20 protein-coding genes and 1 tRNA gene are annotated in these 23,056 nt (G+C 59.9%); 14 read left to right on the plus strand and 7 right to left on the minus strand.

Features of this window, described 5'->3' with window-relative positions; genetic code table 11:
* Window positions 1–65: 65 nt before the first annotated feature.
* On the minus strand, window positions 66–1,853 hold the full coding sequence (locus H9646_RS10135) for a methyl-accepting chemotaxis protein (RefSeq protein ID WP_191723233.1): 1,788 nt from the start codon (window positions 1,851–1,853) through the stop codon (window positions 66–68).
* Window positions 1,854–2,077: 224 nt separating this feature from the next.
* Here H9646_RS10135 and H9646_RS10140 point away from each other — a divergent pair, with 224 nt between their 5' ends.
* The 7 genes from H9646_RS10140 to H9646_RS10170 all read left to right on the plus strand — a co-directional run bounded on the left by H9646_RS10140 (window position 2,078) and on the right by H9646_RS10170 (window position 10,545).
* Entirely contained in the window at window positions 2,078–2,953 is an 876-nt protein-coding gene (locus H9646_RS10140) for a PHP domain-containing protein (RefSeq protein WP_191723234.1), read from the plus strand.
* A gap of 62 nt (window positions 2,954–3,015) precedes the next feature.
* Complete coding sequence (locus H9646_RS10145) at window positions 3,016–3,651, plus strand: L-threonylcarbamoyladenylate synthase (RefSeq protein ID WP_191723235.1); 636 nt, start codon at window positions 3,016–3,018, stop codon at window positions 3,649–3,651.
* A 52-nt stretch (window positions 3,652–3,703) separates the two neighbouring features.
* Window positions 3,704–4,366 carry a site-2 protease family protein gene (locus tag H9646_RS10150; RefSeq protein ID WP_191723236.1) on the plus strand — a complete coding sequence of 221 codons (663 nt, stop codon included), beginning with the start codon at window positions 3,704–3,706 and terminating at the stop codon, window positions 4,364–4,366.
* A gap of 64 nt (window positions 4,367–4,430) precedes the next feature.
* On the plus strand, window positions 4,431–5,735 hold the full coding sequence (locus H9646_RS10155; protein ID WP_191723237.1) for a tryptophan--tRNA ligase: 1,305 nt from the start codon (window positions 4,431–4,433) through the stop codon (window positions 5,733–5,735).
* A 34-nt stretch (window positions 5,736–5,769) separates the two neighbouring features.
* Window positions 5,770–6,456 (plus strand): response regulator transcription factor, encoded by a 687-nt coding sequence (locus H9646_RS10160; RefSeq protein ID WP_191723238.1) that lies wholly within the window; start codon window positions 5,770–5,772, stop codon window positions 6,454–6,456.
* Window positions 6,457–6,480: 24 nt separating this feature from the next.
* Complete coding sequence (locus tag H9646_RS10165; protein ID WP_191723239.1) at window positions 6,481–8,226, plus strand: FecR family protein; 1,746 nt, start codon at window positions 6,481–6,483, stop codon at window positions 8,224–8,226.
* Between the two features lie 27 nt (window positions 8,227–8,253).
* Complete coding sequence (locus tag H9646_RS10170; protein WP_191723240.1) at window positions 8,254–10,545, plus strand: CHASE2 domain-containing protein; 2,292 nt, start codon at window positions 8,254–8,256, stop codon at window positions 10,543–10,545.
* 126 nt (window positions 10,546–10,671) lie between these two features.
* On the opposite strand, the gene H9646_RS10175 is transcribed toward H9646_RS10170, so the two are convergent.
* Window positions 10,672–10,748, minus strand: a tRNA-Arg gene (locus H9646_RS10175).
* 191 nt (window positions 10,749–10,939) lie between these two features.
* Between H9646_RS10175 and H9646_RS10180 the strand changes: the two genes are divergently transcribed.
* Window positions 10,940–11,959, plus strand: coding sequence for a DNA/RNA non-specific endonuclease (locus H9646_RS10180; RefSeq protein ID WP_225214094.1), 1,020 nt, complete (start codon window positions 10,940–10,942; stop codon window positions 11,957–11,959).
* Window positions 11,960–12,038: 79 nt separating this feature from the next.
* Here the strand turns inward: H9646_RS10180 and H9646_RS10185 are convergent, their stop codons facing one another.
* Both H9646_RS10185 and H9646_RS10190 read right to left on the minus strand, forming a co-directional pair.
* A complete protein-coding gene (locus tag H9646_RS10185) occupies window positions 12,039–12,551 on the minus strand; it encodes a hypothetical protein (protein WP_191723241.1) in 513 nt (170 codons plus the stop codon).
* Between the two features lie 196 nt (window positions 12,552–12,747).
* Window positions 12,748–13,575, minus strand: a complete 828-nt coding sequence (locus H9646_RS10190) for a TOBE domain-containing protein (RefSeq protein WP_191723242.1) — start codon at window positions 13,573–13,575, stop codon at window positions 12,748–12,750.
* 80 nt (window positions 13,576–13,655) lie between these two features.
* On the opposite strand from H9646_RS10190, the gene modA reads away from it, so the two are divergent.
* The 6 genes from modA to miaB all read left to right on the plus strand — a co-directional run bounded on the left by modA (window position 13,656) and on the right by miaB (window position 19,098).
* Window positions 13,656–14,411: a molybdate ABC transporter substrate-binding protein gene (gene modA, locus H9646_RS10195; RefSeq protein ID WP_191723243.1), complete on the plus strand. Its 756-nt coding sequence runs from the start codon at window positions 13,656–13,658 to the stop codon at window positions 14,409–14,411.
* A 92-nt stretch (window positions 14,412–14,503) separates the two neighbouring features.
* A complete protein-coding gene (gene modB, locus H9646_RS10200; protein WP_191723244.1) occupies window positions 14,504–15,184 on the plus strand; it encodes a molybdate ABC transporter permease subunit in 681 nt (226 codons plus the stop codon).
* Window positions 15,181–16,251, plus strand: coding sequence for a molybdenum ABC transporter ATP-binding protein (gene modC, locus H9646_RS10205; protein WP_191723245.1), 1,071 nt, complete (start codon window positions 15,181–15,183; stop codon window positions 16,249–16,251). The genes modB and modC overlap by 4 nt, the downstream gene beginning before the upstream one ends.
* Before the next feature lie 25 nt (window positions 16,252–16,276).
* Window positions 16,277–17,155, plus strand: a complete 879-nt coding sequence (fdhD, locus tag H9646_RS10210) for a formate dehydrogenase accessory sulfurtransferase FdhD (RefSeq protein ID WP_191723246.1) — start codon at window positions 16,277–16,279, stop codon at window positions 17,153–17,155.
* Between the two features lie 80 nt (window positions 17,156–17,235).
* Window positions 17,236–17,634: a hypothetical protein gene (locus H9646_RS10215; RefSeq protein ID WP_192405730.1), complete on the plus strand. Its 399-nt coding sequence runs from the start codon at window positions 17,236–17,238 to the stop codon at window positions 17,632–17,634.
* A gap of 135 nt (window positions 17,635–17,769) precedes the next feature.
* A complete protein-coding gene (miaB, locus tag H9646_RS10220) occupies window positions 17,770–19,098 on the plus strand; it encodes a tRNA (N6-isopentenyl adenosine(37)-C2)-methylthiotransferase MiaB (protein WP_191723248.1) in 1,329 nt (442 codons plus the stop codon).
* 119 nt (window positions 19,099–19,217) lie between these two features.
* On the opposite strand, the gene H9646_RS10225 is transcribed toward miaB, so the two are convergent.
* From H9646_RS10225 to H9646_RS10235, 3 genes are all read right to left on the minus strand, one after another.
* The gene (locus H9646_RS10225) at window positions 19,218–20,213 is read right to left on the minus strand and encodes a Bug family tripartite tricarboxylate transporter substrate binding protein (RefSeq protein WP_225214095.1); all 996 of its coding nucleotides are present in this window, start codon (window positions 20,211–20,213) and stop codon (window positions 19,218–19,220) included.
* 63 nt (window positions 20,214–20,276) lie between these two features.
* Window positions 20,277–21,809: a class I adenylate-forming enzyme family protein gene (locus H9646_RS10230; protein WP_191723249.1), complete on the minus strand. Its 1,533-nt coding sequence runs from the start codon at window positions 21,807–21,809 to the stop codon at window positions 20,277–20,279.
* Window positions 21,810–21,822: 13 nt separating this feature from the next.
* On the minus strand, window positions 21,823–22,965 hold the full coding sequence (locus H9646_RS10235; RefSeq protein WP_225214122.1) for a thiolase family protein: 1,143 nt from the start codon (window positions 22,963–22,965) through the stop codon (window positions 21,823–21,825).
* Window positions 22,966–23,056 lie beyond the last annotated feature (91 nt).

Consider the following 23,056-nt stretch of genomic DNA (forward strand, 5'->3'; position numbering starts at 1 on the left):
GATTGATTTTTTCACTGCTGTTGGGCGACAGTTGCTCTCGCAAACCCTTGGTCGGCAAAGGTCGCTTAAAAACTCTCCCAGTCATCTTCTGTCGCGGCTGTGGTTTTTTTTGTAACAGCACTCTCTAACTTGGCTGATACCGGCCTGGGAGCGGCCGCTTCAGGCCGGACCACCTGCCTGGCGACTGCCTTCGCTGGCGTGTTTACTGGTGTATTTGCTGGCGCAGCACTTTCACGGCTAGCAACGGGCGCCATGGCCTTGGGCTGTGCATGTGTCTGCATGGACCGCACCGGCTGCATGGCAGCCATCTGCCCGACTTTGAACACAGACACCACCTGGGCCAGACGCTGCGCCTGCTCGTTCATGGCTGTAGCTGCCGCGCTGGACTCCTCCACCAAGGCCGCGTTCTGCTGCGTCATCTGGTCCAGATTGCTCACCGCTTGATTGACTTGTACAAAGCCGTCTTGCTGCTCATGGGTTGCGGCGCTGATCTCGCCAATCAAATCCGTCACACGGCGCACGCTGGCAACAATCTCATGCATGCTTTCACCAGCCTGCGCCACCTGACCAGAGCCCGCGTCCACATTGCTCACGCTGGTGGAGATCAGCGCCTTGATCTCTTTGGCCGCTTCTGCGCTGCGCTGTGCCAAAGAACGCACCTCAGCTGCCACCACCGCAAAACCGCGGCCTTGCTCACCTGCGCGGGCAGCCTCTACCGCTGCATTGAGGGCCAGGATGTTGGTCTGAAAAGCAATGCTGTCAATAACGCCAATGATGTCGGCAATCTTGTGGCTGCTGCTGGTGATTTGCTGCATGCTGCTGACCACCTGCTGCACCACCTGGCCCCCACGCTCGGCCGCTTGCACGGCCGTGCTGGCCAGCTGGTTGGCCTGGCGCGCCGTATCCGCAGACTGGGACACCGTAGCCGTCAGCTCCTCAATGCTGGCGGCGGTCTCTTGCAGATTCGCCGCAGTCTGCTCGGTGCGCCCGGACAGGTCATGGTTGCCCGTGGCAATTTGCGATGCAGCCGAAGACACGGCATCCACACCATTGCGCACTTCAGAGACCACATCGCGCAAGCGCTGCGCCATGGCACCCAGACTGCGCAGCAGGTTGCCCAGCTCGTCCTTGCGCTCGTCTTGCACATGCACCGTCAAATCGCCTGCAGCAATTGTGTCAGCCACTGAAACGGCGCGTGCCAAAGGAATGGTGATCTGGCGCACCACAAGGATCGACAGCAAAAGCCCCACCAGCACCACCCCAGCCAGCGCCACACTGCCCCACAGCATGGCCGTAGCCCGCGCTTCAGCGCCCTCTTGCTGAGCCTGGTCACGCAGGCGCTCTTGCAGCGTCACCAAATCAGTTTGCGCCTGGTTAAAAAGCGCAACACCTGGCAGCAACTGGCTGTCCAAGAGCGCACGTACGCCGGCAAGGTCAGAATCTGCGCGCAGCTTGTTGATGGTGCCAATAATGTCCAGCACCCTGGCGCGTGCCTGTGCAATTTTTTCTAACTGCTGACGTCCTTGTGGGTCGGTCAGGGAACGCTCCAGCTGCCCTTGCAAGGCTGTCGCAGCCTCAATACCCTCTTTGGTCTTTTCCTGTGCGTACCGGCTCAGTCCATCTTCTGCCGACATCGCGCCCATCACCACGTGGGCGACCGAGTAATCCGTCACACCGCGCCACTGCACAGCCAGGCGAATGCGTTTTTCATAGTCCTGCAACGCCATCCGCTCCCGGTCTTGCACGCTGCTGATGTAGTTGGTCATGCCAAAGCCTGCCGTCAGGATCAGCACCAGCACCCCCAGCAGCAAGGCCCATATTTTTTTAGACACCGACAGGTTCTTCAATTGCATATAACTCCCTTTATCTTTCATATTTTTAATACTTCCCCCAGTGGCGCTACGTGGCGTACACGCGGGCCTGCAAAGTATCTAGAAGTGTCAAGAAATGCGAATGACAGACCCGCCGAAACTTGCGGAAACTCAAACAGGGTTAAAAAGGCCTTCTCTCTCATTGACTTTTAAAGCCTGCTGCCCACGCTCTTGCGAGCTGCCGCACATGGCTCCATTTCTTTTCTATGTCTGACACTTTCTGCGCCGATCTTCATTGCCATTCCACGTTCTCTGATGGCACGCTCTCGCCCACCGCATTGGCGCAACGTGCCCAGCGCAGCGGGGTCACGCTGTGGGCATTGACCGATCACGACGAAACGGCCGGTCTTGCTGAAGCACAGATGGCTGCCAACGCACAAGGTCTGGATTTTTTAACGGGCGTAGAAATCTCTGTCAGCTTTGCCAACACCACGGTGCATATCGTGGGCTTGGGGTTTGATGCGCAAGACCGCCAGTTGCTCGAAGGTCTGAGCAGCCTGCGCAATAGCCGTGGCCCGCGCGCGCAGGAGATGGGGCGACAGCTGGAAGCTGTCGGTATTGCACATGCCTACGAAGGGGCCCTGAAATACGTCGGCAACCCGGCCTTGATTTCACGCACCCACTTTGCACGCCATCTGGTGGAGGCTGGCATCTGCAAAGACACCTATGAAGTGTTTCGCAACTACCTGGTTGAAGGCAAACCAGGCTTCGTGCCCCAGCGCTGGGCTACGCTGGAGGAGGCTGTGCGCTGGATCAGCGCCGCCCAGGGGGTTGCCGTCATAGCCCACCCCGCGCGTTACGGGTTCACGGCCAATGAGGAGTACGCTTTTTTCAGCAGCTTCAAAGCCTATGGCGGACAGGCTGTCGAAGCCGTCACCGGCAGCCATGCCCCGCACGAGTACCTGCACTACGCGGATTTGGCCAAAGAGTTTGGTTTTGCCATCTCGCGTGGCAGCGATTTCCACAGTCCCCAGGAATCCAAGATGGACCTAGGTGCCCTGCCCAGCGACCCTGCCGGCTATGTCTGCATCCACGAACTGCTGGCCCATCGCATCCACAAAGCACCCAGCCGTTCGACATAAATTGAGCCAGTGGCTGCGTTGCGCAGCACAATGCAGGGACAGCGCAAAACAAAGGACACCCCATGGCACAGTACTTTGAAGTTCATCCGGACAACCCCCAGCCTCGATTGCTCAAGCAGGCAGTGGCCATCTTGCAAAAAGGCGGGGTACTGGCCATTCCGACGGACTCCAGCTACGCCCTGGTTTGCCAGCTGGATGATAAAAATGCCGTCGACCGCCTGCGCCGCATTCGTCAGGTCAATGACAAGCACCACCTCACGCTGCTGTGCCGTGATTTGTCAGAGCTGGCCAACTATGCCGTGGTTGACAACAAACAGTACCGCCTGATGAAGCTGGCCACCCCCGGCCCCTACACCTTCATTTTGGATGCCACCAAGGAAGTGCCACGCAGGGTCAGCCACCCTTCGCGCAAAACCATCGGCCTGCGTGTGCCTGACCGCAAAGGCACCCAGCTGCTGCTGCAGCTGCATGGCGCACCATTGCTGGCCACCACCTTGATCGCCCCGGGGGAAGACACCCCCATGAATGATCCGCAAGAGATTCGAGAGCGGTTTGAGCACGAGATCGACGCCGTGGTCGATGCAGGAGCCTGCCCGCTGGAGCCAACCACCGTGCTTGACCTCACGCCCATGGCAACGGGTGGCGAACCCAGCTTGATGCGACAGGGTGCAGGCAGCTTGCCCGCGATTGGTTTGTAGCAACTTCCCCTAGTACAAGGACAGTGGCACTGATGTTTGCGACAATCACCGGGTGAACGAACTCATACAAACTGTACTCATCTACGCCCTGCCCGTGCTTTTCGCCATCACGGTGCATGAGGCCGCGCACGGCTACGCTGCCCGCTACTTTGGCGATCACACTGCCTCCATGCTTGGTCGCATCACGCTCAACCCCCTCAAACACATTGACCCCATCGGCACAATACTGATGCCGTTGCTGCTGTACTTTTCGACCTCAGGGGCCTTCTTGTTTGGCTATGCCAAGCCCGTGCCCGTGAACTTCGGCAATCTGCGCCACCCCAAGCGCGACATGATCTGGGTGGCGCTTGCGGGCCCTGCCTCCAACTTCATTCAGGCCATTGTGTGGGCCGTCGTACTGGTGGTCTTGGTGGCCACCCGTACCGACGAACGCTTTTTTCTTGAAATGGCGCGTGCCGGCATTCTGGTCAATCTGGTCATGTGGGCCTTCAACCTGTTTCCGCTGCCGCCTCTGGATGGCGGACGCATCCTGCTCGGGCTGCTACCGACCAAAGCAGCCATGACCGTCTCACGCATAGAGCCCTATGGCTTCTTTATCGTTCTGGCGCTGGTGCTGCTGGGCATTGTCGGCACCATCTGGCTGCGCCCTCTGATGAACCTGGGCTACAGCGCCATCGATTTCATCATCACGCCACTGATGGCTGTGCTGAGATAAAGAAAAAAACACGCATTCAGGCTGCTCCAAGACGCAGTCCACCCCTTAGAACTTGGTTTGAGATATGAGCAACACCCGCTTTCTGACAGGCATTACCCCCTCCGGCACACCCCATCTGGGTAACTATGCAGGCTCCATCCGCCCCGCAATCGCTGCCAGCCAGACATCCGACGTTGAAAGCTTTTACTTTCTGGCGGACTACCACGCACTGATCAAGTGCCAGGATCCAGCACGCATACAGCGCTCCACCCTCGAAATTGCAGCCAGCTGGCTGGCTTGCGGGCTGGAGCCAGAAAAGGTGGTCTTCTATCGCCAGTCTGATATCCCCGAGATTCCTGAACTCAACTGGTTTTTGACCTGCGTGACCGGCAAAGGCGTGCTCAATCGCGCACACGCCTACAAAGCTTCGCAGGACAAGAACGCAGAATCAGGCCGTGAACTGGACGACGGCGTGACTGCCGGCCTGTTCATGTACCCCGTACTGATGGCTGCCGACATCTTGATGTTCAACGCCAACAAAGTGCCTGTGGGCCGCGACCAGATCCAGCACATAGAGATGGCGCGCGACATGGCCTCCAGCTTCAACCACCTGTATGGCGAGCACTTTGTTTTGCCTGAAGCCGCGATTGAAGAGAGCGTTGCCACCTTGCCCGGCCTGGATGGCCGCAAGATGAGCAAGAGCTACGACAACACCATTCCCCTGTTCTCTACCCGCGAGCAGCTCAAGAAGCTGATTGGCAGCATCGTCACCGACTCGCGTGCGCCAGGCGAGCCCAAGGACACCGAAGGTTCGGCCCTGTTCCAGCTCTACCAGGCCTTCTCCTCCAGCCAAGAAACCGAGACCATGCGCCAAGCCTTTGCCAGCGGCATTGGCTGGGGCGATGCCAAGCACATGCTGTTTGAGCGCATTGATGCAGAACTGGCCCCCAAACGTGCGCGCTATGAAGACCTGATGGCACACCCCGAAAAGGTAGAGGCCGCGCTGCAACTGGGTGCCCAGCGTGCACGTGCACTGACACGCCCATTCATCACCACCTTGCGTGCAGCTGTGGGCTTGCGCAGTCTGTCCAGCCAGGACAGCAGTGCCAAAAAATCCAAATCCGCCAAAATCGCGCTGCCCAGCTTCAAACAGTACCGCGAAACCGACGGCAAGTTCTACTTCAAGTTCATGGCTGCCGATGGCAGCCTGCTGCTGCAAAGCACCGCTTTTGACCAGCCCAAACTGGCCGGACAAAGCATTGCCCAGTTGCAGCAGCAAGGTGCTGATGCCCTGGCCGCTTTGGCAGCCGTGGTGCAGCCCGCCGATGGCGTGACGCAAGAAGACATCGTGCAAGCTTTGCATCTGCTGCAAGAGGCAGCCAAGGCCTAGCATTCCAAATCAATAAAAAGAGGGAGACCGCTGAATGCGCATTGCCGTTTTGGACGACGATCGACTGCAGCTGGAGCTGATGGAGCGTGTTGCCCATGAAATGGGCCACACGTGCAGCCTGCACACTACGGGCCAGTCTTTTCAGCAAGAGCTGCGGCGTGAAACTTTCGACATGCTCGTTGTGGACTGGGTATTGCCCGACACCAGCGGCCCCGAGGTGATCCAGTGGGCACGCACCAACCTGGAGCATGCCCCACCTATTTTGTTTATCACACACCGCAGTGAGGAAAGCGACATTGTCGAAGGCCTGCAGTGCGGTGCAGACGACTTCATGGTCAAGCCACTGCGCCTGGCAGAGCTCAAAGCGCGCATCCATGCACTGCTGCGCCGCGCCTACCCGCTGTGCACGGACGATGTGCAGCGTTTTGGCCCCTACACGTTCACCCGCTCAGCCCTGACCGTGGGGTTTGAAGGCCAGGAAGTGCTCCTGACCCACCGTGAATTTGCGCTGGCCATGCTGCTGTTCCAGAACGCAGGCCGCCTGATGTCTCGCGATCATTTGCGTGAATCGGTATGGGGACAAAACCCGGATGTCCTGTCCCGCTCGCTGGACACCCATGTCTCGCGCTTGCGTCAGGTTTTGCAATTGCGCCCGGGCAATCACTACTCGATTGCTGCGGTGTACGGTCTAGGCTATCGCCTGGATGCGCACGAGAACTAGCTTTTCCTCACTACTTTTTTGTGTATGCACCCTATCGCTGCGAACCATCTCCCATTGCCCAGTTTGCACGTTGCTGCCATCGCGCTGGTGACACTGGTTTGCAGCATGGCCGCCACGCCTGCAGTTGCACAGCAAATACCTTTGCACCCCACGGCAGTTACCCACCGCATCACCCCGGGCGATACGCTGGAGCAACTGGCACAGCGCTACCTCGGTGATGCCGCTTTGTGGCCCGCACTGCAAAGCCACAACAGTGTAGGCAGCCCTTACCGCTTGAAGCCGGGCTCCGTGCTGGAGATACCCCTGCAACTCATGCGTGCCGCCACAGCCTCGGTGGACTATGTCCATGGCACCGCCCATGTCAGCCGCAGTGGCGTTGCAGCCCCCGCTGCACGCGGCATGTCTTTGCAAGAAGGCGATCAGATCAAGCTGGACCCCAACGCTTTTGTGGCCGTGCGCCTGGCCGATGGCAGCACCGTACGCGTACAAGCCACCTCCCTGGTCGAGCTGAGCCAGCTGCGCCGCCGGGGCCGTTCGGGCAGCCTGCAATCGGTGCTGCAAGTGCAGCAGGGTGGCGTGCAAGTGCAAGTGCCCGGAAAACCGGATGCACAGCGTCGTCTGGACATCATCACGCCAGTGGCCTCTACCAGCGTGCGCGGCACAGAGTTTGATATGCAGCTGCTTGCCGATGGGCGCACGACCTCGGCCGTCTTGAAAGGCCGCACGACTGTGCAGGCGCTGGCAGATGCAGACAAAGCATCGCCCACTGCTGTCTTGCTGGCCCGTACGGGCATTGCCGTGAGTGCCGACGGCCATGCCGGGCCGGTGGCCCACTTGCTGCCAGCCCCTGCGGCTGGTGAGCTGCCCTCGCTCAACGAAGACGCGCAGTGGCTGAACCTGCCGCTGCCGCAATGGGACAACGCACAGGGCTGGCGCGTCAGCGTCAGTGAAGATGCGCAGGGCCACCATGTGCTGCGCAACGGCCAGTTTGCTGGCAGCGATGCACGCTTTGCAGCCCTGCCCGATGGTGCATATTTTCTGCACGTGCGCGCCATGGATACCCAAGGCATCAGTGGCATGCCTGCCGTAGCACCTTTGCGCGTTAAAGCCCATCCCGTCCCCCCACTGGCGCAGAACCCGGCGCCCGGCGGCGTGCTGGCACAAGGCGAGGCCCAGCTGCAATGCACCCCGGTGGATGGGGCCAGCAGCTATCGCCATCAGGTCATTGCGCTGGAAAGCCTGGAATCTCCTGCCCCTGCCGCAGCGTTTGCACAGGCCTTGCTGCAAAGCACCAGCCAGGCGCAGTGCGCCATGGATTTGAACGCGTTGCCACAAGGCACGTATGCGTGGCGCGCAGCCAGTGTGCGCATGGTCAAAGATCAGGAAGATCAGGGCCCATTTGCAGCAGCACAAACGTTCCGGATTGCACCCAAGCCAGCAGCACCATCGCTGGATGATCTGAAGGTGCAGACGCAAGCGGGCTTGTCCACCATCCACTGGCCTGCCGAATCCGGTCAGCGCTTTCGCTTGCAGGTTTTCTCCACCCCTGCGGGCACCGAGCCTGCACTGGACACTACGCTGGACACCCCACGCTGGACTGCCGCAGGTTTGCCTGCCGGAACGTGGCACGTTCGCATTCAGGTGCAAGACCCCTCAGGTCTGAACAGTGCGTTCTCTCCGCCTCGCAGCGTGCAGGTACTGGCTTTGCTGCACGACAGTGACGGCAACCCTGTCAGCTCGGGAACGGGCTTGGGTATTGAGTACCGCTAACGCATTCATGCACAAAAAAAAGCTGGCATGAAGCGCTCACTCTCGCTGGAATGGCTGCTGATGTCGCTGGGCCTGCTGGCCGTGGTGTTCTGGCTCTCCGGCCCCCAGCAGCTGTCGCGCGCCAATCTGTGGCTGCAAGATCTGACGCTGCCACTGCAACGCCACCAGCCCTCACCCAACGTGGTGCTGGTACTGGCTGATGAACGCAGCCTGAGCAGCATTGGCCGCTGGCCCTGGCGGCGCGCCCTGCACGCCCACCTGATCAACCACATCAGCAGCGGCCAGCCCCAATCCATCGGCCTGGATTTTTTACTCTCAGAGCCTGACCTTGATTACCCCGAAGACGACGTTGTGCTTGCGCAAAGCATGGCCCGCAGCGGCCGCGTCGTACTGCCCGTTGTGCGTGGGTTTGGCGATCAGCCCGCCAGCTTGCCTCTGCCCATGTTCACACAAGCTGCCGCACGCCTGGGCCACGTGCACCTGCCGATGGACGACGATGGCGGCGTGCGCAGCTTTTACGCCCGTGAGGGTGTCAGTGATCAGCTGTGGCTGCATCTGGGCCTTTCCATGCTGTGCATCAGCCAGCCTGAGCGCCCCGCCTGTGCAGACACCAACTCCAAACAAATACCCAGCTTCGGCACGTGGCAGCGCGATGACCGCACCTACATCGCCTTTGCTCAGGGCCGTCCGCCCTTTGCCATGTACGCCTACATCGATGTGCTGCAAGGCCGCATTCCGGCACAGGCATTTCGCAACAAGCATGTGCTGATCGGCACCGCAGCCACGGGACTGGGCACAACCCTGCCCACCCCCAGCGGGGCCAGCCAAGCGGCAACCTACAGTGTGGAGCTGGTTGCTCACATCGCCAGTGGAGCCTTGCTCAATCAGCATGCGGTCAGCGCCAGTTCCTGGGCCAACCGTGCCTTTAACCTGGTGCCTGCCGCTTTGGGCCTGGCGGCGCTGTCCGTGCTGGGCCCCTCCGCCGCTTTGCTCGCCTGCATGGGTCTGGGCCTGCTCACCCTGATTGCCAGTGCCCTGACCCCAGGATGGGCGCACACGGTTTTCAGCCCTGCTGCGGCCTTGCTGATTTTGACACTGGCCTACCCTCTGTGGAGCTGGCGACGCCTGAATGCGGCTGCACGCTTTTTGAATCAGGAAATGCAGGGGCTGCGTATTCAAGGGCTGCAGATCAACACACAGTCTCCCCACAAGCGGGGCGATTTTTTGCAGCACCGCATTGATGCTGTCGAGCAAGCCTCGCAGCAGTTGCGTCAGCTGCACCAGTTTGTGACGGAAACACTGCTGCAACTGCCATCCCCCACGCTGGCATGCAATCGCCATGGCCACATCTTGCTGGCCAACAGTGCAGCCCACCGTTATGCGCACAGTCTGGGGCGCACACTGCAGCCTCAGCAGCCCCTGGCCGACCTGCTGGACGGTGCCATGGAGCGCGGCAGCTTGCAGCCGCTGTGGGACAGCAGCTGCCCTCCGCCGCTGGATCACACCATTCAGCGTGAAGGGATTGATCTGCAAAAGAACAATCTTTTGATGCTCAGCCAGCCCTTTACCGTTGCCGATGAAATCGGCTGGCTGGTCACTCTGGTGGACATCAGCGACCTGCGTCAGGCCATGGCACAGCGCGATCAGGCCATGCATTTCATCTCGCACGACATCCGCGCACCTATTGGCGCCATCCTGACGGTGATTGAGATGGAGCAGCACTTTGGCTCAGAGCCCGTCTCTGCGCTGCTCATTGAGCGCATTCAGCGCTACGCCCGTACGGGCCTGGCTCTGGCCGATGACTTTGTGCACCTGGCACGCGCTCAAAATGCACTGGCACAGCGCACACCCGTGGAGCTTGGAGCCGTGATTGACCAGGCTCTGGATGACACTTGGGCAGCCGCACACGCGCGCTTTGTCAAGCTGGACTGGATGCCGCAGGAAGAAGAAGCCTGGGTGCTGGGCGACGCCAGCATGCTGCGCCGCGCCTGCGGCAACCTGATCGGTAACGCCATCAAGTACGGCCCGGTAGAGGGCACTGTGTTTTGCAGCCTGGCACTGCAGGATGGCCACTGGTGCATTTCTGTGCGCGATGAGGGCGATGGCATCAGCCCTCAGGAACAGGCGCGCCTGTTTGCCCCATTCACACGCCAGCACCAGCACGCGGGCAGCACCATCCCGGGCATTGGTCTGGGCCTGGCCTATGTGCATTCGGTGGCTCAGCAGCACGGCGGCAGCATTGAGGTGCAAAGCGAAGCAGGCCAAGGAGCCTGTTTTACGCTGCGGCTGCCACAGGCTGCGCCACCCCCCATGCACTAATCTGAGCACGAGCATTCACAGCTAGCAGTGATATCTAGCAGCCACCCCACGCCACGCCACGCACTGCCAGACAAAAGCAGCATAACGAAAAAGCCTCAGAACTTTTCAGTTCTGAGGCTTGTCGTTTGGTGCGGCTGGCAGGAATTGAACCCACGACCCCTTGGTTCGTAGCCAAGTACTCTATCCAACTGAGCTACAGCCGCTAAGCCACGATTATATGCACAGTTTTGGATCACTTTTTTCAAACTGCGCAAATTCCCGGAATATTTACGCCTTGCCCAAAGACACTGTAATTGCATACAGTTTATCGCAATAAAAAACGCAATATCACCTTAGAATTCATGGCTTGCATGCTATCAGCGCACTAGCAGACGGCGGCTGACCAGCATGTTCCATGGCTACGCGTAAAAAAAACAAATCCCTTCCCCCTGTCACCTGGTTGCGCCGGCTGCGCCAGCGCCTGACCAGCCGTATGGCCTGCTTTGTCTGGGGGGCCATTTTTGGCAATGCGGTATTGAGCCAGCCCATCAATCCGCTGAACCTGATTTTGCAGCCTCCAGAGAGCATGCTCAGCGCAGCCTCCAGGCAATGGCTGCAAGAGTTTCGCAGCGTAGTACGCAGCATCAGCACCCACTTCACGGGCAGCGCGCTGGATGTACTGCGCACTCAGGCCGCAGATCTGGTGCCTGTCCCGGCAGCAGCCCCTGCGCCATCAGCACAGACTGGCGGGGGGGCATTTGCAGCATGCATCGACCAGTTTCCACAGCAGCGGCCTTTGCAGGTCACCACCATCAGCAGCCAATGGGCAGCACTGCCACTGTGCTCAGACGCATTTGCGGTGCTGTACTCCGGGCTGACCAAAACGCCCATGGTGGTGGTGGAAAAACTCAATCGCCAGCGCATGCAGAAAGCGGCGGGGCTGGAGCGCACCGATAAATTCTTTGCAGACACACGCGTGCCCGAACAATGGCGCGCAGCCCTCACTGACTACCAGGACAGTGGTTTTGACCGTGGGCATCTGGCCGCAGCAGCCAACCAGCCCAGCGCACAAGCGATGGCGCAATCCTTTGCGCTGACCAACATGGTGCCGCAAAACCCCACGCACAACCGCAAGCTGTGGTCCAAGCTGGAGGCCGATACCCGCAAGTACGCACAGCGGGCTGCAGGCAATGTGTATGTGTTTTCCGGTCCTCTGCACGAAGGGCAGACACATACGCTGGGGCGCAATGCGGTCTGGATACCCAGTCACCTTTTCAAGCTGGTGTATGACGAATCACAGCAGCGTGCATGGGCCTATGTACTGCCCAACCGTGCCGATGCGCTAATCACCCGCCCCATGGATTACGCCAGCTTTGTACAGCGAACGCAGTGGCCGCTGCTGGAAGGCTCTGCCGTGCTGGGCACGATCCGCTAAGCCTCAAAAGCCAAACGCCAGACGTCAAAAAAGCACCACTGGGGTGCTTTTTAAAAACCGGACAGCCTGCCCCGGAATGTCAATGCTGCTCAGACAGTTCATCTTCAGAACGGACACGCACATGCATCCAGAAACCACGGGGCTCGCCTTGCTTGACCAGACGGGTCTCCAGCTTCATGCGGTTGAGCAGTGGTGTGGGAATCTCGTAGAGAGAGGGCGTGCGCAAAATAGCTTCTTGCGAAGGCATTTTCCAGTACTGGTCGTAGCCTGCGTGGTACGCAATCTCTTCACACCAGCCAAGGCGATGCAGGTCTGCCGTCATCTTGGCGGTCAGCTCCTGCCCAGTTGCCACACCCAGATCAGACACCAGCAGCAAGCGCTGGGTGGGGGGCTGCACATGCAGCCAAATGCTGGAAGGCCCGCCCGCAAGGCCCTGTTCCACCACAGGCTCAGGCTGGGATTCCGCACCTGAACGGCCCATGAAACGCTGACGTTTCTCGTCACCCTCAGGGGTTGGTGTCTTAGCAGGTGGCTGGGCTGGGGTCCCATCGCCACCCGTCAACGTCGAAATCAACCGGTCAAAAATGCTCACTGCGTTTTTCTTTCAGATCAGCCCGCGGCTGCAGACCATCACCACTCCATCAAAGTCGTTATTGTGGCAAAAAGCCGGGCGCTATGACTTTCTTGAAGCCTTGATAACCCTGGGTTGCCCACCCTTCTTTTTGCAATTGGACACTATGACCGCCAATCATCCCGCAAGGCTTGAGCTTGATCAATAGCGTACGGCCTTATGCCAGCAATGCCAACACCAAGGCAAATTCCGGGATGTGTACACTGACTTTTCGCCCTGCTCGCAGGCCGCTTCCAGCCGGCGCAAATCCCACCCACTGCACACCCGCGGCCATCTGCATGGCCACCTCATCGCCCATGGCACCCTGAGTCACTCGCGTGACTTTTCCCGGCCAGGTATTGGCTGCGGGCGTCTGGCTCCAAGCACGCACGTCCACCGCAGTGGCTTTGCACATGGCCAGCACCGGCATGCCAGCCTGCAGCCCCAGCAACTGCGCACTTTCCGCCGTAATACGGGCCGTCAGCTGCAAATCCCCGTGCTGACTTTGGACATGCACCAAGGCCAGCGCCCCGGCAATATCAACGCGCTGCACCTGGCACGGCCACTGATTGCGCATGCTGGTCTGAATCCCCAGGCGCTGCAGCGCAGCGGGCGACTGCAATTGCTGCATGACCGCACCACGCGCTTGCGCCATGGCCTGGGCGGCACGCAGCAGCTCCTGACCCGCAGCAGTCAGCTTGGCACCGCCGCCACCGGCACCGCCTACGGTTTTTTCCACCACCGGCACCCCCGCCAGATTGCCCAGCGTATCAATGGCCTGCCATGCGGCCTTGTAACTCACCCCCACCTCGCGGGCGGCTTGCGAGATGGAGCCACATTCACCCAAGGCCCGCAGCACCTGCAAGCGGCGGTCAGACAGCGGGTGCCCCAGCGCCTGCATCAGGGTGGGGGCAGGCTTGGACGTAACAGCTGCAGCGGCAGCAGCAGTTGCAGTTGCAGCCGCTTGGGTGGCTGCGGTGATGACATCGGAACGAGACTGGGGCATCTGCCTATCATGCCGCCAACTGCGCCACAGTTTGAGCCAGTGTGGCTATACTTTCGTTATTCACAAAAGGAATAGCGATTATGTTCACATCTCCCTCCGTGCGTGCCTGCGTCCTCATCGCCGCTCTGTTTACAGGTGCTGCCCACGCGGAAACCATTTCGGTCGCCGTCGCCTCCAACTTCACTGCACCCATGCAAAAGATTGCGGCGCAGTTTGAAAAGGACACAGGCCACAAGGCTGAACTTTCGTTTGGTGCAACGGGCAAGTTCTACGCCCAGATCAGCAACGGCGCACCCTTCGGCATCTTGCTGGCGGCTGATGACAAGACCCCCGCCCAAATTGCGCAAGAGGGCAAGGGCGATGCGGCTTCACGCTTTACCTACTCCATTGGCAAGCTGGTGTTGTGGAGCAAACAGGACGGCTATGTGGATGCCAACGGCGAAGTACTCAAGACTGGCAAGTTCCAGCACGTAGCCATTGCCAACCCCAAGCTGGCCCCTTACGGTCTGGCTGCCGAGCAGACCCTGACCAAGCTGAACCTGCTGGATGCCATCAAGCCCAAGTTTGTGCAAGGTGAAAACATTGGCCAGACCTACCAGTTCGCAGCCACTGGCAACGCAGAGCTGGGTTTTGTGGCGCTGTCGCAAGTGATGGAAGACGGCAAGATCAAGTCCGGCTCGGCCTGGGTAGTGCCCGCCGAGATGCACGAGCCCATCCGCCAGGACGCCATTGTGCTGAACAATGCCAAGGACAATGTGGCTGCCAAAGCACTGATGGATTACCTCAAAGGTGACAAGGCACGCGCCATCATTACTGCTTACGGCTATGCTTTTTAAAGCATCTAACGCTTATCTACCAAGCACTTCAGCATCAAATGATGCTGAAGTGGCCGTTTCACCTGCGCAAGCAGCTCACTCTTTCTTAGACCTTGTCCATCCTTTCCTCTGAAGACTGGGCCGCCATTGCCCTGACGCTGGAGCTGGCCGCAGTCACCACCGTACTGCTACTGGTTCTGTGCACGCCGCTGGCATGGTGGCTGGCCCACACCCGTTCACGCTGGAAAGGGCCGATTGGTGCTGTCGTGGCGCTGCCTCTGGTGCTGCCTCCCACCGTGATCGGCTTTTACCTGCTGGTCACCATGGGCCCCAATGGCCCTGTGGGGCAATTTACGCAATGGCTGGGTCTGGGCAGGCTGCCCTTTACCTTTCCTGGTCTGGTCATCGGCTCACTGATTTACTCCATGCCGTTTGCCGTGCAGCCGCTGCAGCGCGCATTCGAGAGCCTGGGCAGTCGCCCGCTGGAGGTGGCCGCCTCTTTGGGAGCCAGCCCGCTGGATCGTTTTTTCACTGTCGCCCTGCCCATGGCACGCCCCGGCTTCATCACCGCTGCGGTACTCAGCTTTGCGCATACGGTGGGTGAGTTTGGCGTGGTGCTGATGATTGGCGGCAACATCCCTGGCGTAACGCGCGTGGTATCTGTGCAGATTTACGACCACGTAGAAGCCATGGAATACGCCAACGCCCACCTGCTGGCCGGCGGCATGGTGGTGTTTAGCTTTATCGTGCTGATGCTCTTGCACTGGCTGCAACCCAAGGAGCCACGCACATGATCGAAGCCCAACTGCATGTCAAACGTGCGGACTTCACACTGAATGTCCATCTGCAACTGGCTGGCCACGGCATTACGGCACTGTTCGGGCCGTCGGGCTGCGGCAAGACCACCTGCCTGCGCGCCATTGCCGGTCTGGAGCGTGCCCAGGGCCGCGTCATGGTCAACGGCCAGATCTGGCAAGACGACGCCACCCAGCAATGGCTGCCCACGCACCAGCGCGCACTGGGCTATGTGTTTCAGGAAGCCAGCCTGTTTCCCCATCTGGGCACACGCGCCAATCTGGAATACGGCCTCAAGCGCACGCCTGTGGCGCGCCGCAAAGTGGCGCTGGAGCAAGCGGTCGAGCTGCTGGGCCTGTCTCATCTGATGGATCGCAGCGTGCAGACCCTGTCGGGGGGGGAGCGCCAGCGCGTGGCCATTGCCCGCGCTCTGGCTACCAGCCCGCAGCTGCTGCTGATGGATGAGCCTCTGTCAGCGCTGGATGCAGCACGCAAAGCTGAAGTGCTGCCCTATCTGGAACGCCTGCAGCGCAGCCTGGAGATCCCCGTGCTTTACGTGAGCCACTCGCAAGATGAAGTGGCGCGCCTGGCCCACCATGTGGTGCTGCTGCAAGCCGGCAGCGTGGTCACTCAGGGCAGTACCGCCAGCACCATGGCGCAGCGTGATCACCCCATGGGCCCTGCCGCAGATGCCGCCAGTCTGGTGCAAGGCCATATCACTGCTTATGACGCACAGGACCACCTGAGCACCGTGACCTTTGAGGGCGGCGAGCTATTCATCTCTGGAGCGTCACAGCGCACAACGGGCGAGCCTGTGCGCCTGCGCGTGCTCGCCCGCGATGTCAGTGTGGCACTGCAATCGCCCACCTGCAGCAGCATTTTGAACCGCCTGAGTGCACGCATTACTGCGCTGCGCGAAGACAGCCCTGGCCACGCCATGCTGACCTTGCAAGCGGGCAACACCACGCTGCTGGCACGCGTTTCAGCCCGCTCTGTGCGCGAGTTGAACCTGCACGAAGGTTTGAGCGTGGTAGCCCAGATCAAAAGCGTGGCCCTGCTGGATTAACGCCGCAGCCCTATCATGGCGCGCTATGACTGACGCCAGCGCCTGCTCCATGACACCCTCAACCCCAGCCGCCCTCACCACGTGTGAGGTGCGCTTTCACCACGCTGAGCGCGCTGTGGTTGCTCAATCACGCGTGCTGGCCAATGAAGTGCCCATTGCACTGGTCTTCAACGGCATCTCCCACGCCGTGATGATGGGCACGCCGCTGGATCTGGAAGATTTCGCCATCGGCTTTGCGCTCAGCGAAGGCATCATCGACCACGCCAGCGATTGCTATGGCATAGACGTACGCCCTGTCGATGCCGCTGCGGCGGGCTTGCCCGCAGGCATGAACGGCATGCAGGTGCAGGTCGACATCTCCTCGCGCTGCTTTGCACGCCTTAAAGACCACCGCCGCAGCATCAGCGGGCGCACCGGCTGCGGTGTGTGCGGCGTAGAGAGCTTTGCCGCGCTCGATCTGTCGTTTGACGCATTGCCTGCACGCGACTGGGTATCGCAAGTGGATTTACCCACCGTGCTGACTGCCATCAACAACCTGCCCGCCCTGCAAACCCTCAATGCCCAGGCTGGCGCCATCCACGCTGCAGGCTGGGCTACGCTCAATGGACAGGTGCACGAGGTCATTGAAGACGTGGGCCGCCACAACGCGCTGGACAAATTGCTAGGGCGGCTGGCACGCACAGATCGACTGGGGCAACCCGGCTTTGTCGTGCTCTCCAGCCGAGGCAGCCATGAACTGGTACGCAAATGCGCCAAGCTGGGCATTGGCGCAATGGCCACTATTTCTGCACCCACCGCCATGGGAGTACAAATGGCCCAGCTGACGGGTTTGCGCTTCTGGGGCCTGTGCCGCCCCCCACAAGCCACGCTCTACGCAGCGGGCGCAGGCTTGCCACTGGCCTAAGGCAGGTCTAACCTGAGCACAGCGCCGCACCACCCACACTTTCGTAGAATGCTGCATCTGTCAGCCCCTGGATGAACACCATGAATCGCTGCGTGCTTGCTTCTTTGATTGCTGCGCCACTGCTGGCCACCGCAGTAACCAGTGCAGCCCAAAACACATCGCCATCGACGCCCACCACGTTGCCGTCGGTGCAGACCGTGCTGCCTGTTGCACAGCCCGGTCACCGCAATTTCCCACACACCGCCCAGCTGGGTGTGCTGCGCATTGACCAAATCCCCAATGCGCAAATCAATGGCCAAGCCATCCGCACCGCGCCCGGTTTTCGCCTTTTCAGCGCAGACAACCGGCTGATATTTGCCCACACCGTTCAAAGCAAAGAGCTGCGTGTGGCCTATCTCAAAGAAGCCAGCACCCAATGGCTGCTGACAGCATGGGTCCTCACCCCTGAGGAACTGGCCAGCTTGACTGCCAAGCGCTAAAACCACTGCGCCGCAACACGACCACTGCGCCCCAGGCGCTCTGTTCTTCTTTCCCACAACGACCGTCCAGCTTGGCCTGGCAGGCGTTTTTATTGAAAGCGACCGCAACTTCAAAGCTGCGGCGCTGCGAACACGATGAGCAAAAAAGTATTTATCAAAACCTTCGGCTGCCAGATGAACGAGTACGACTCGGACAAAATGGCCGACGTGCTGGGCGCAGCCCAAGGCTACGAGCCTACCCAGAACATGGAAGAGGCCGACCTGATCCTGTTCAACACCTGCTCGGTGCGCGAAAAAGCCCAGGAGAAAGTGTTCTCTGACCTTGGCCGCGTCAAGCACCTCAAGGAAAAAGGCGTTTTGATCGGCGTAGGCGGCTGCGTGGCCAGCCAGGAAGGCGATGAAATCATCAAGCGCGCCCCCTATGTGGACGTGGTGTTTGGCCCCCAGACCTTGCACCGCCTGCCCGAGCTGCTGAACGCCCGTGCCGCCAAGGCCAAGCCCCAGGTCGACATCTCGTTTCCTGAAATCGAAAAATTTGACCACCTGCCGCCTGCGCGCGTGGAAGGCGCTTCGGCTTTCGTGTCAATCATGGAAGGCTGCTCCAAATACTGCAGCTACTGCGTAGTACCCTACACCCGGGGCGAAGAAGTCAGTCGTCCGTTTGAAGACGTGCTGGTAGAAGTGGCCGGTCTGGCCGACCAGGGCGTCAAAGAAGTCACGCTGCTGGGTCAGAACGTGAATGCCTACCAGGGCAAGATGGGCGAGACAGCCGAGATTGCCGACTTTGCCCTGCTGCTGGAATACGTGGCCGAAATCCCCGGCATCGAACGCATTCGCTACACCACCAGCCACCCCAATGAGTTCACACCGCGCCTGATCGAGGCCTACGCCAAGATCCCCAAGCTGGTCTCGCACCTGCACCTGCCTGTGCAGCACGGCTCCGACAAAATCTTGATGGCCATGAAGCGCGGCTACACCGCCATGGAATACAAGAGCACAGTGCGCAAGCTGCGCGCCATCCGCCCCGATATGGCGATGAGCTCGGACTTCATCGTGGGCTTTCCTGGCGAGACCGAAGAAGATTTCCAGAAAATGATGAAGCTCATCCACGATGTGCGCTTTGACAACTCGTTCAGCTTCATCTTCAGCCCTCGCCCTGGCACCCCGGCTGCCAATCTGCACGATGACACTCCGCATGAAGTCAAGCTGCGCCGCCTGCAAGAGCTGCAAGCGGTGATCAACCAGAACATCAAAGACATCAGCATGGAGCGCATGGGCACTGTGCAGCGCCTGCTGGTGGAAGGTTTCAGCAAACGCGACAACGGCGAGCTGATGGGCCGCACCGAATGCAACCGCGTGGTGAACTTTCCGGGCCACGAGCGCCTGCTGGGCCAGCTGGTCGACGTCAAGATCACCGAAGCCATGACCTATACCCTGCGCGGTGAAGTCCTCATCCAGAACTAAGTTTTCACACCCCCACAAAAAAGCCTGCCGTTGTTAACAACAGCAGGCTTTTTCAATGGCTTCGGCAGGCTGTGGGCTACCTGCGAAGCACTGGACGATTTTGTTGACAGAGAAAAACCTCAGTTCGCCTCTGCCCCCGAGATCTTCACGACCTTGGCCCACTTCTCGTTCTCAGACTTCACATACGCCAGAAACTCGTCGGGCTGCGATGTCTTGATGGTCACTCCGCGCTCCTCCAGCTTGGCGCGGATCTGCGGGTTGTCCAGACTCTTGGTCAGTGCGTTGTGCAGCGTTTGCACTATGGGCTTGGGCAGGTTCTGCGGAGCCATCATGCCCACCCACGCATCCACCACCATATCGGGCAGACCGGCTTCGATGGCGGTCGGCACATCGGGCAGCTGGCTGATGCGTTCGCGGGAGGTAATCGCCAGGGGGCGAAGTTTGCCGCCCTTGACCAGCCCAAGTGCAGAGGGCAGATTGTCGAACATGACGTCGATTTGACCGCCGACCAGATCCGTGAGTGCCGGGCCACTGCCCTTGTAGGGCACGTGGCTGAGATTCACGCCGGTCAGTATCTTGAAGTACTCACCCGTCAAGTGCGGCGAGGTACCTGTGCCTGGCGAGCCAAAGTTCATCGGGCGTCGGGTTTCCTTGGCATAGGCAATCCACTCGCCCAGGGTCTTCACCGGTATGCCAGGGCTCACCAGCACGAGATTGGTGTAGTAACCAATCTGGCTGATCATGGTGAAGTCCTTGATGTGGTTGAACGGCAGTTTTTTCTGCAGCACAGGGTTGATGCCATGCGTTGCCAGCGTTCCCAGGTAGATGGTGTAGCCGTCCGGGGGTGAACCCGCGACAAACTGCGACGCGATGTTGCCCCCTGCCCCAGGCTTGTTCTCCACGATGACGGGCTGCTTGAGCTCCTCAGCCATTTGCGCAGCGACAATGCGTGTCACCAGATCCGTGGAGCCTCCGGGCGGGAAACCCACAACGAATTTGATGGGACGGCTTGGATAGCTGTCCGCCATGGCTGCAGGGGCCAAGGCGCTAGCCAATGCGCCAGTAGCTACGGCTGTAAGCGCGAATCGAATCAGCGTGCGTTTTTTCATGACCATGTTGTCTCCTTAGTATTGTGCTGGTTGGTTGCCTGGGGGGTCGAAAAACAGAGAGCGCCGGCTTCAGGTCTTTCCAAACTTGCTGACGAGTTCGTCTCGCAACTGGCGCTTTTGAACTTTGCCCAGCGAATTGCGAGGCAGATCGCTGATCAGGTGAATGGCTTTGGGTGTACGCACAGCGCCCAGCTTCTCTCGGATATGAAGGCGCAATGCTTCGGGTGCAATGCTGCGCCCGCGCTTGAGCTCCACCACCGCTTCCACGCGCTCACCCCAGTGCGCGTCGGGGATGCCAAACACGACGCTTTCGGCCACGTCATCGTGTCTGGCCAGGGCCTCTTCCACATCGGATGGATAGATGTTGAACCCTCCGCTGATGATCACATCCTTGGAGCGTCCTTTGATGTACAGGTAGCCACGCTCATCAAGATAGCCCACGTCACCGGTCTTGAGCCAGCCATGGCTCATCACCTGCGCGGTCTCCTTGGGCATGTCCAGGTAGCCACTCATCAGCAAGTCACCGCGCGCCACCACTTCGCCAAGCTCGTTGGGCGCGCAGAGCATGCCCCCTTGCCCCATGATGCCAAGGCGCGTCAGCGGCCCGCAGCGGCCGGCGCTGCCCAGATTGACATCGTGCGCACTGTCGCTGCCGGGCATGCCTGCAATGATCACTGGTGCCTCAGTCAAGCCGTAGGTCACGCCAATCACAGGGCCAAGCAGGGTACGCGCCTGCAGCAGGCGCTCCATGGTGGAGCCTGCGCCGCCATACAGCAGGTTGCGCAAGCGCGGCACAGCGCGTGGTTTGACCTGCTGCGCATCCAGCATCTGATACATCAGAGTCGGGGGTACCCATATGCCCGTTACTTCTTGGGCAGACATCGCGTCCAGCAGTGGTTCGGCCCGTACACCGTCCATGATGACCAGGGCCCCGCCGCTGGCAAGAACCGGCAACACGAACGCGCCAGCACCGTGAGTCATGGGCGGGTTCAGCAGGAAGCGGTCAGTGGCAGAGAACGCATAGACCTGCTGAATGGAGGAGATCATCGTGTTCAGGCAGCGCACGGATTGCAGTACCGCCTTGGGACGCCCAGAAGAGCCACCCGTGAATTTGAGCGCGATGATGTCTTCGCCCTGCGCCTCTGGCACCTGAGGCAGGGCATCAGCAAAGCGCGTGAGCAAGGCCTCAAAAGAATCCACACCTTCCTGCGCCGCTCCAATCTGGACGACAGGCACTGAATGCCCGCTGCTCAGGCTTTGCACCGTATCGTCGATGACGATCACATCCGCCTTGGCCACGCCAATTTGCTCACGCAGTTCCGCTTCCGGGTTGTTGGGCGTGAGCGGAATCAGTACGCCACGGCACAGATAGGTAGCCAAAATGGCCGTGAGCATAGCCATGCCGTTGTGGCACACCAGCACCACCCGCGGACGTTGCTGGCCCGTCAGGTCTTGCAGCGCGGCAGCAAAACTCAGCACCTTGCGCTCAAGCTCTTTGAAGCTGGCGCGCTCAAGTACCTCGCAGTTGCCGGATAGCACCACGGCAGCCTCAGCATCTGGGTAGCGCAGTACCGCGCTCTGGAAGAAATCGAAAGGAGTCATGTCAAATTTCCCTTCAAGCCCTGTCCAGCACCGTAACCACGGCGGCGGCATCTTCAATGCGGATGAATCCCCCGCCGTTTTCTGCCACAGCGATGCGTGCTCCGTTCACCTGACGCGCGCCCGCTTCACCGCGCAATTGGGTGACCAGTTCATGCATCTGAATCAGTCCGGTTGCGGCAATGGGGTGGCCTTTGGACACCAGGCCGCCGGACACGTTGACCGGGCATTGCCCACCCAGCGAAGTGGAACCGCTGGCTGTGAAGGGGCCGCCTTCTCCGCGAGCGCACAGGCCTAAATTTTCGATCTGCAAAATTTCAGCAAAGCTGGATGCGTCATGCACTTCCACAACGTTGATCTCTTTGGCCGAAATTCCCGCTGCCGAATAGGCTCGGCTGGCCGCCAGCGCTACGCAATGCGATTCAAGCGCTTGTGCGGCGCGGTGTACGGTGCTCGAAACCCCCATGCCGCGAATGCGCACAGCGCGTGCGCGATTGAGCTGTTTGAGTCCATTTTCATTGCACAGCACGGCAGCGGCAGCACCATCTGAAATGGGCGCGCACATAGCTCGCGTGAGTGGCCAGGCAATGGTGGGGGTCTGCAGTACCTCTTGCAGCGTCATCGGCGTGTTGTACTGAGCCAGTGGATTGAGCGCAGAGTGCGTATGGTTCTTGGCAGCTGCAAAGGCAATCTGCTCTTGCGTGGTGCCGTAGAGCTTCATATGCATGCGCGCCAGTGAGGCGTATACATCCATGAAAAAGCTCTGCTGCTTCCAGTCGCCGCCAATTTCCTGCTCAGGCCCGATGCCCGCACCAATGCTCTGCAGACCATTCCAGGTGTTCTGCATCTCATGGATATCAGTGCCGCCAAAGAAGGCTTCCATCATGGCCTGGCGCTTTTCCGGATAGAACATCTTCTCCGTGCCTGCCACCAGCACAACATCAAACAGCCCGGCCTTAAGGGCTGCATAAGCCTGATACACCCCTGAGCTGCTGCTGGCACAGGCGTTTTCCACGTTGAAAATGGGCAGCCCGCCAAACCCCATGGCCGTCAGAGCACATTGCCCCCGAATGGAGTTCTGCGCCTCCATCTGGCCCTGTCGAACGTTGGAAAACCAGGCAGCGCCCACAGCATCTTGCGCTACGCCTGCATCCAGCAGCGCGCCGGTGACGGGGGGATGCGGACAAAAACTTGGACTACCAGGAGGTAGTTCATGTACTCATACGAAGACAGGATTCGTGCAGTTGAGC

Source organism: Comamonas avium, from assembly GCF_014836675.1.
In the GTDB taxonomy this organism is placed as follows: Bacteria; Pseudomonadota; Gammaproteobacteria; order Burkholderiales; family Burkholderiaceae_C; genus Comamonas; species Comamonas avium.

What these genes read in the sequence shown, in the direction of transcription:
- H9646_RS10170 (WP_191723240.1), top strand. Translation starts at nt 8,254, where the DNA reads ATGAAGCGCTCACTCTCGCTGGAATGGCTGCTGATGTCGCTGGGCCTG.
- H9646_RS10145 (WP_191723235.1), top strand. Translation starts at nt 3,016, where the DNA reads ATGGCACAGTACTTTGAAGTTCATCCGGACAACCCCCAGCCTCGATTG.
- H9646_RS10180 (WP_225214094.1), top strand. Translation starts at nt 10,940, where the DNA reads ATGGCTACGCGTAAAAAAAACAAATCCCTTCCCCCTGTCACCTGGTTG.
- modC (WP_191723245.1), top strand. Translation starts at nt 15,181, where the DNA reads ATGATCGAAGCCCAACTGCATGTCAAACGTGCGGACTTCACACTGAAT.
- miaB (WP_191723248.1), top strand. Translation starts at nt 17,770, where the DNA reads ATGAGCAAAAAAGTATTTATCAAAACCTTCGGCTGCCAGATGAACGAG.
- H9646_RS10155 (WP_191723237.1), top strand. Translation starts at nt 4,431, where the DNA reads ATGAGCAACACCCGCTTTCTGACAGGCATTACCCCCTCCGGCACACCC.
- modA (WP_191723243.1), top strand. Translation starts at nt 13,656, where the DNA reads ATGTTCACATCTCCCTCCGTGCGTGCCTGCGTCCTCATCGCCGCTCTG.
- H9646_RS10230 (WP_191723249.1), bottom strand. Translation starts at nt 21,809, where the DNA reads ATGACTCCTTTCGATTTCTTCCAGAGCGCGGTACTGCGCTACCCAGAT.
- H9646_RS10160 (WP_191723238.1), top strand. Translation starts at nt 5,770, where the DNA reads ATGCGCATTGCCGTTTTGGACGACGATCGACTGCAGCTGGAGCTGATG.
- H9646_RS10165 (WP_191723239.1), top strand. Translation starts at nt 6,481, where the DNA reads ATGCACCCTATCGCTGCGAACCATCTCCCATTGCCCAGTTTGCACGTT.
- H9646_RS10215 (WP_192405730.1), top strand. Translation starts at nt 17,236, where the DNA reads ATGAATCGCTGCGTGCTTGCTTCTTTGATTGCTGCGCCACTGCTGGCC.
- H9646_RS10190 (WP_191723242.1), bottom strand. Translation starts at nt 13,575, where the DNA reads ATGCCCCAGTCTCGTTCCGATGTCATCACCGCAGCCACCCAAGCGGCT.
- H9646_RS10225 (WP_225214095.1), bottom strand. Translation starts at nt 20,213, where the DNA reads ATGGTCATGAAAAAACGCACGCTGATTCGATTCGCGCTTACAGCCGTA.
- fdhD (WP_191723246.1), top strand. Translation starts at nt 16,277, where the DNA reads ATGACTGACGCCAGCGCCTGCTCCATGACACCCTCAACCCCAGCCGCC.
- H9646_RS10135 (WP_191723233.1), bottom strand. Translation starts at nt 1,853, where the DNA reads ATGCAATTGAAGAACCTGTCGGTGTCTAAAAAAATATGGGCCTTGCTG.
- H9646_RS10140 (WP_191723234.1), top strand. Translation starts at nt 2,078, where the DNA reads ATGTCTGACACTTTCTGCGCCGATCTTCATTGCCATTCCACGTTCTCT.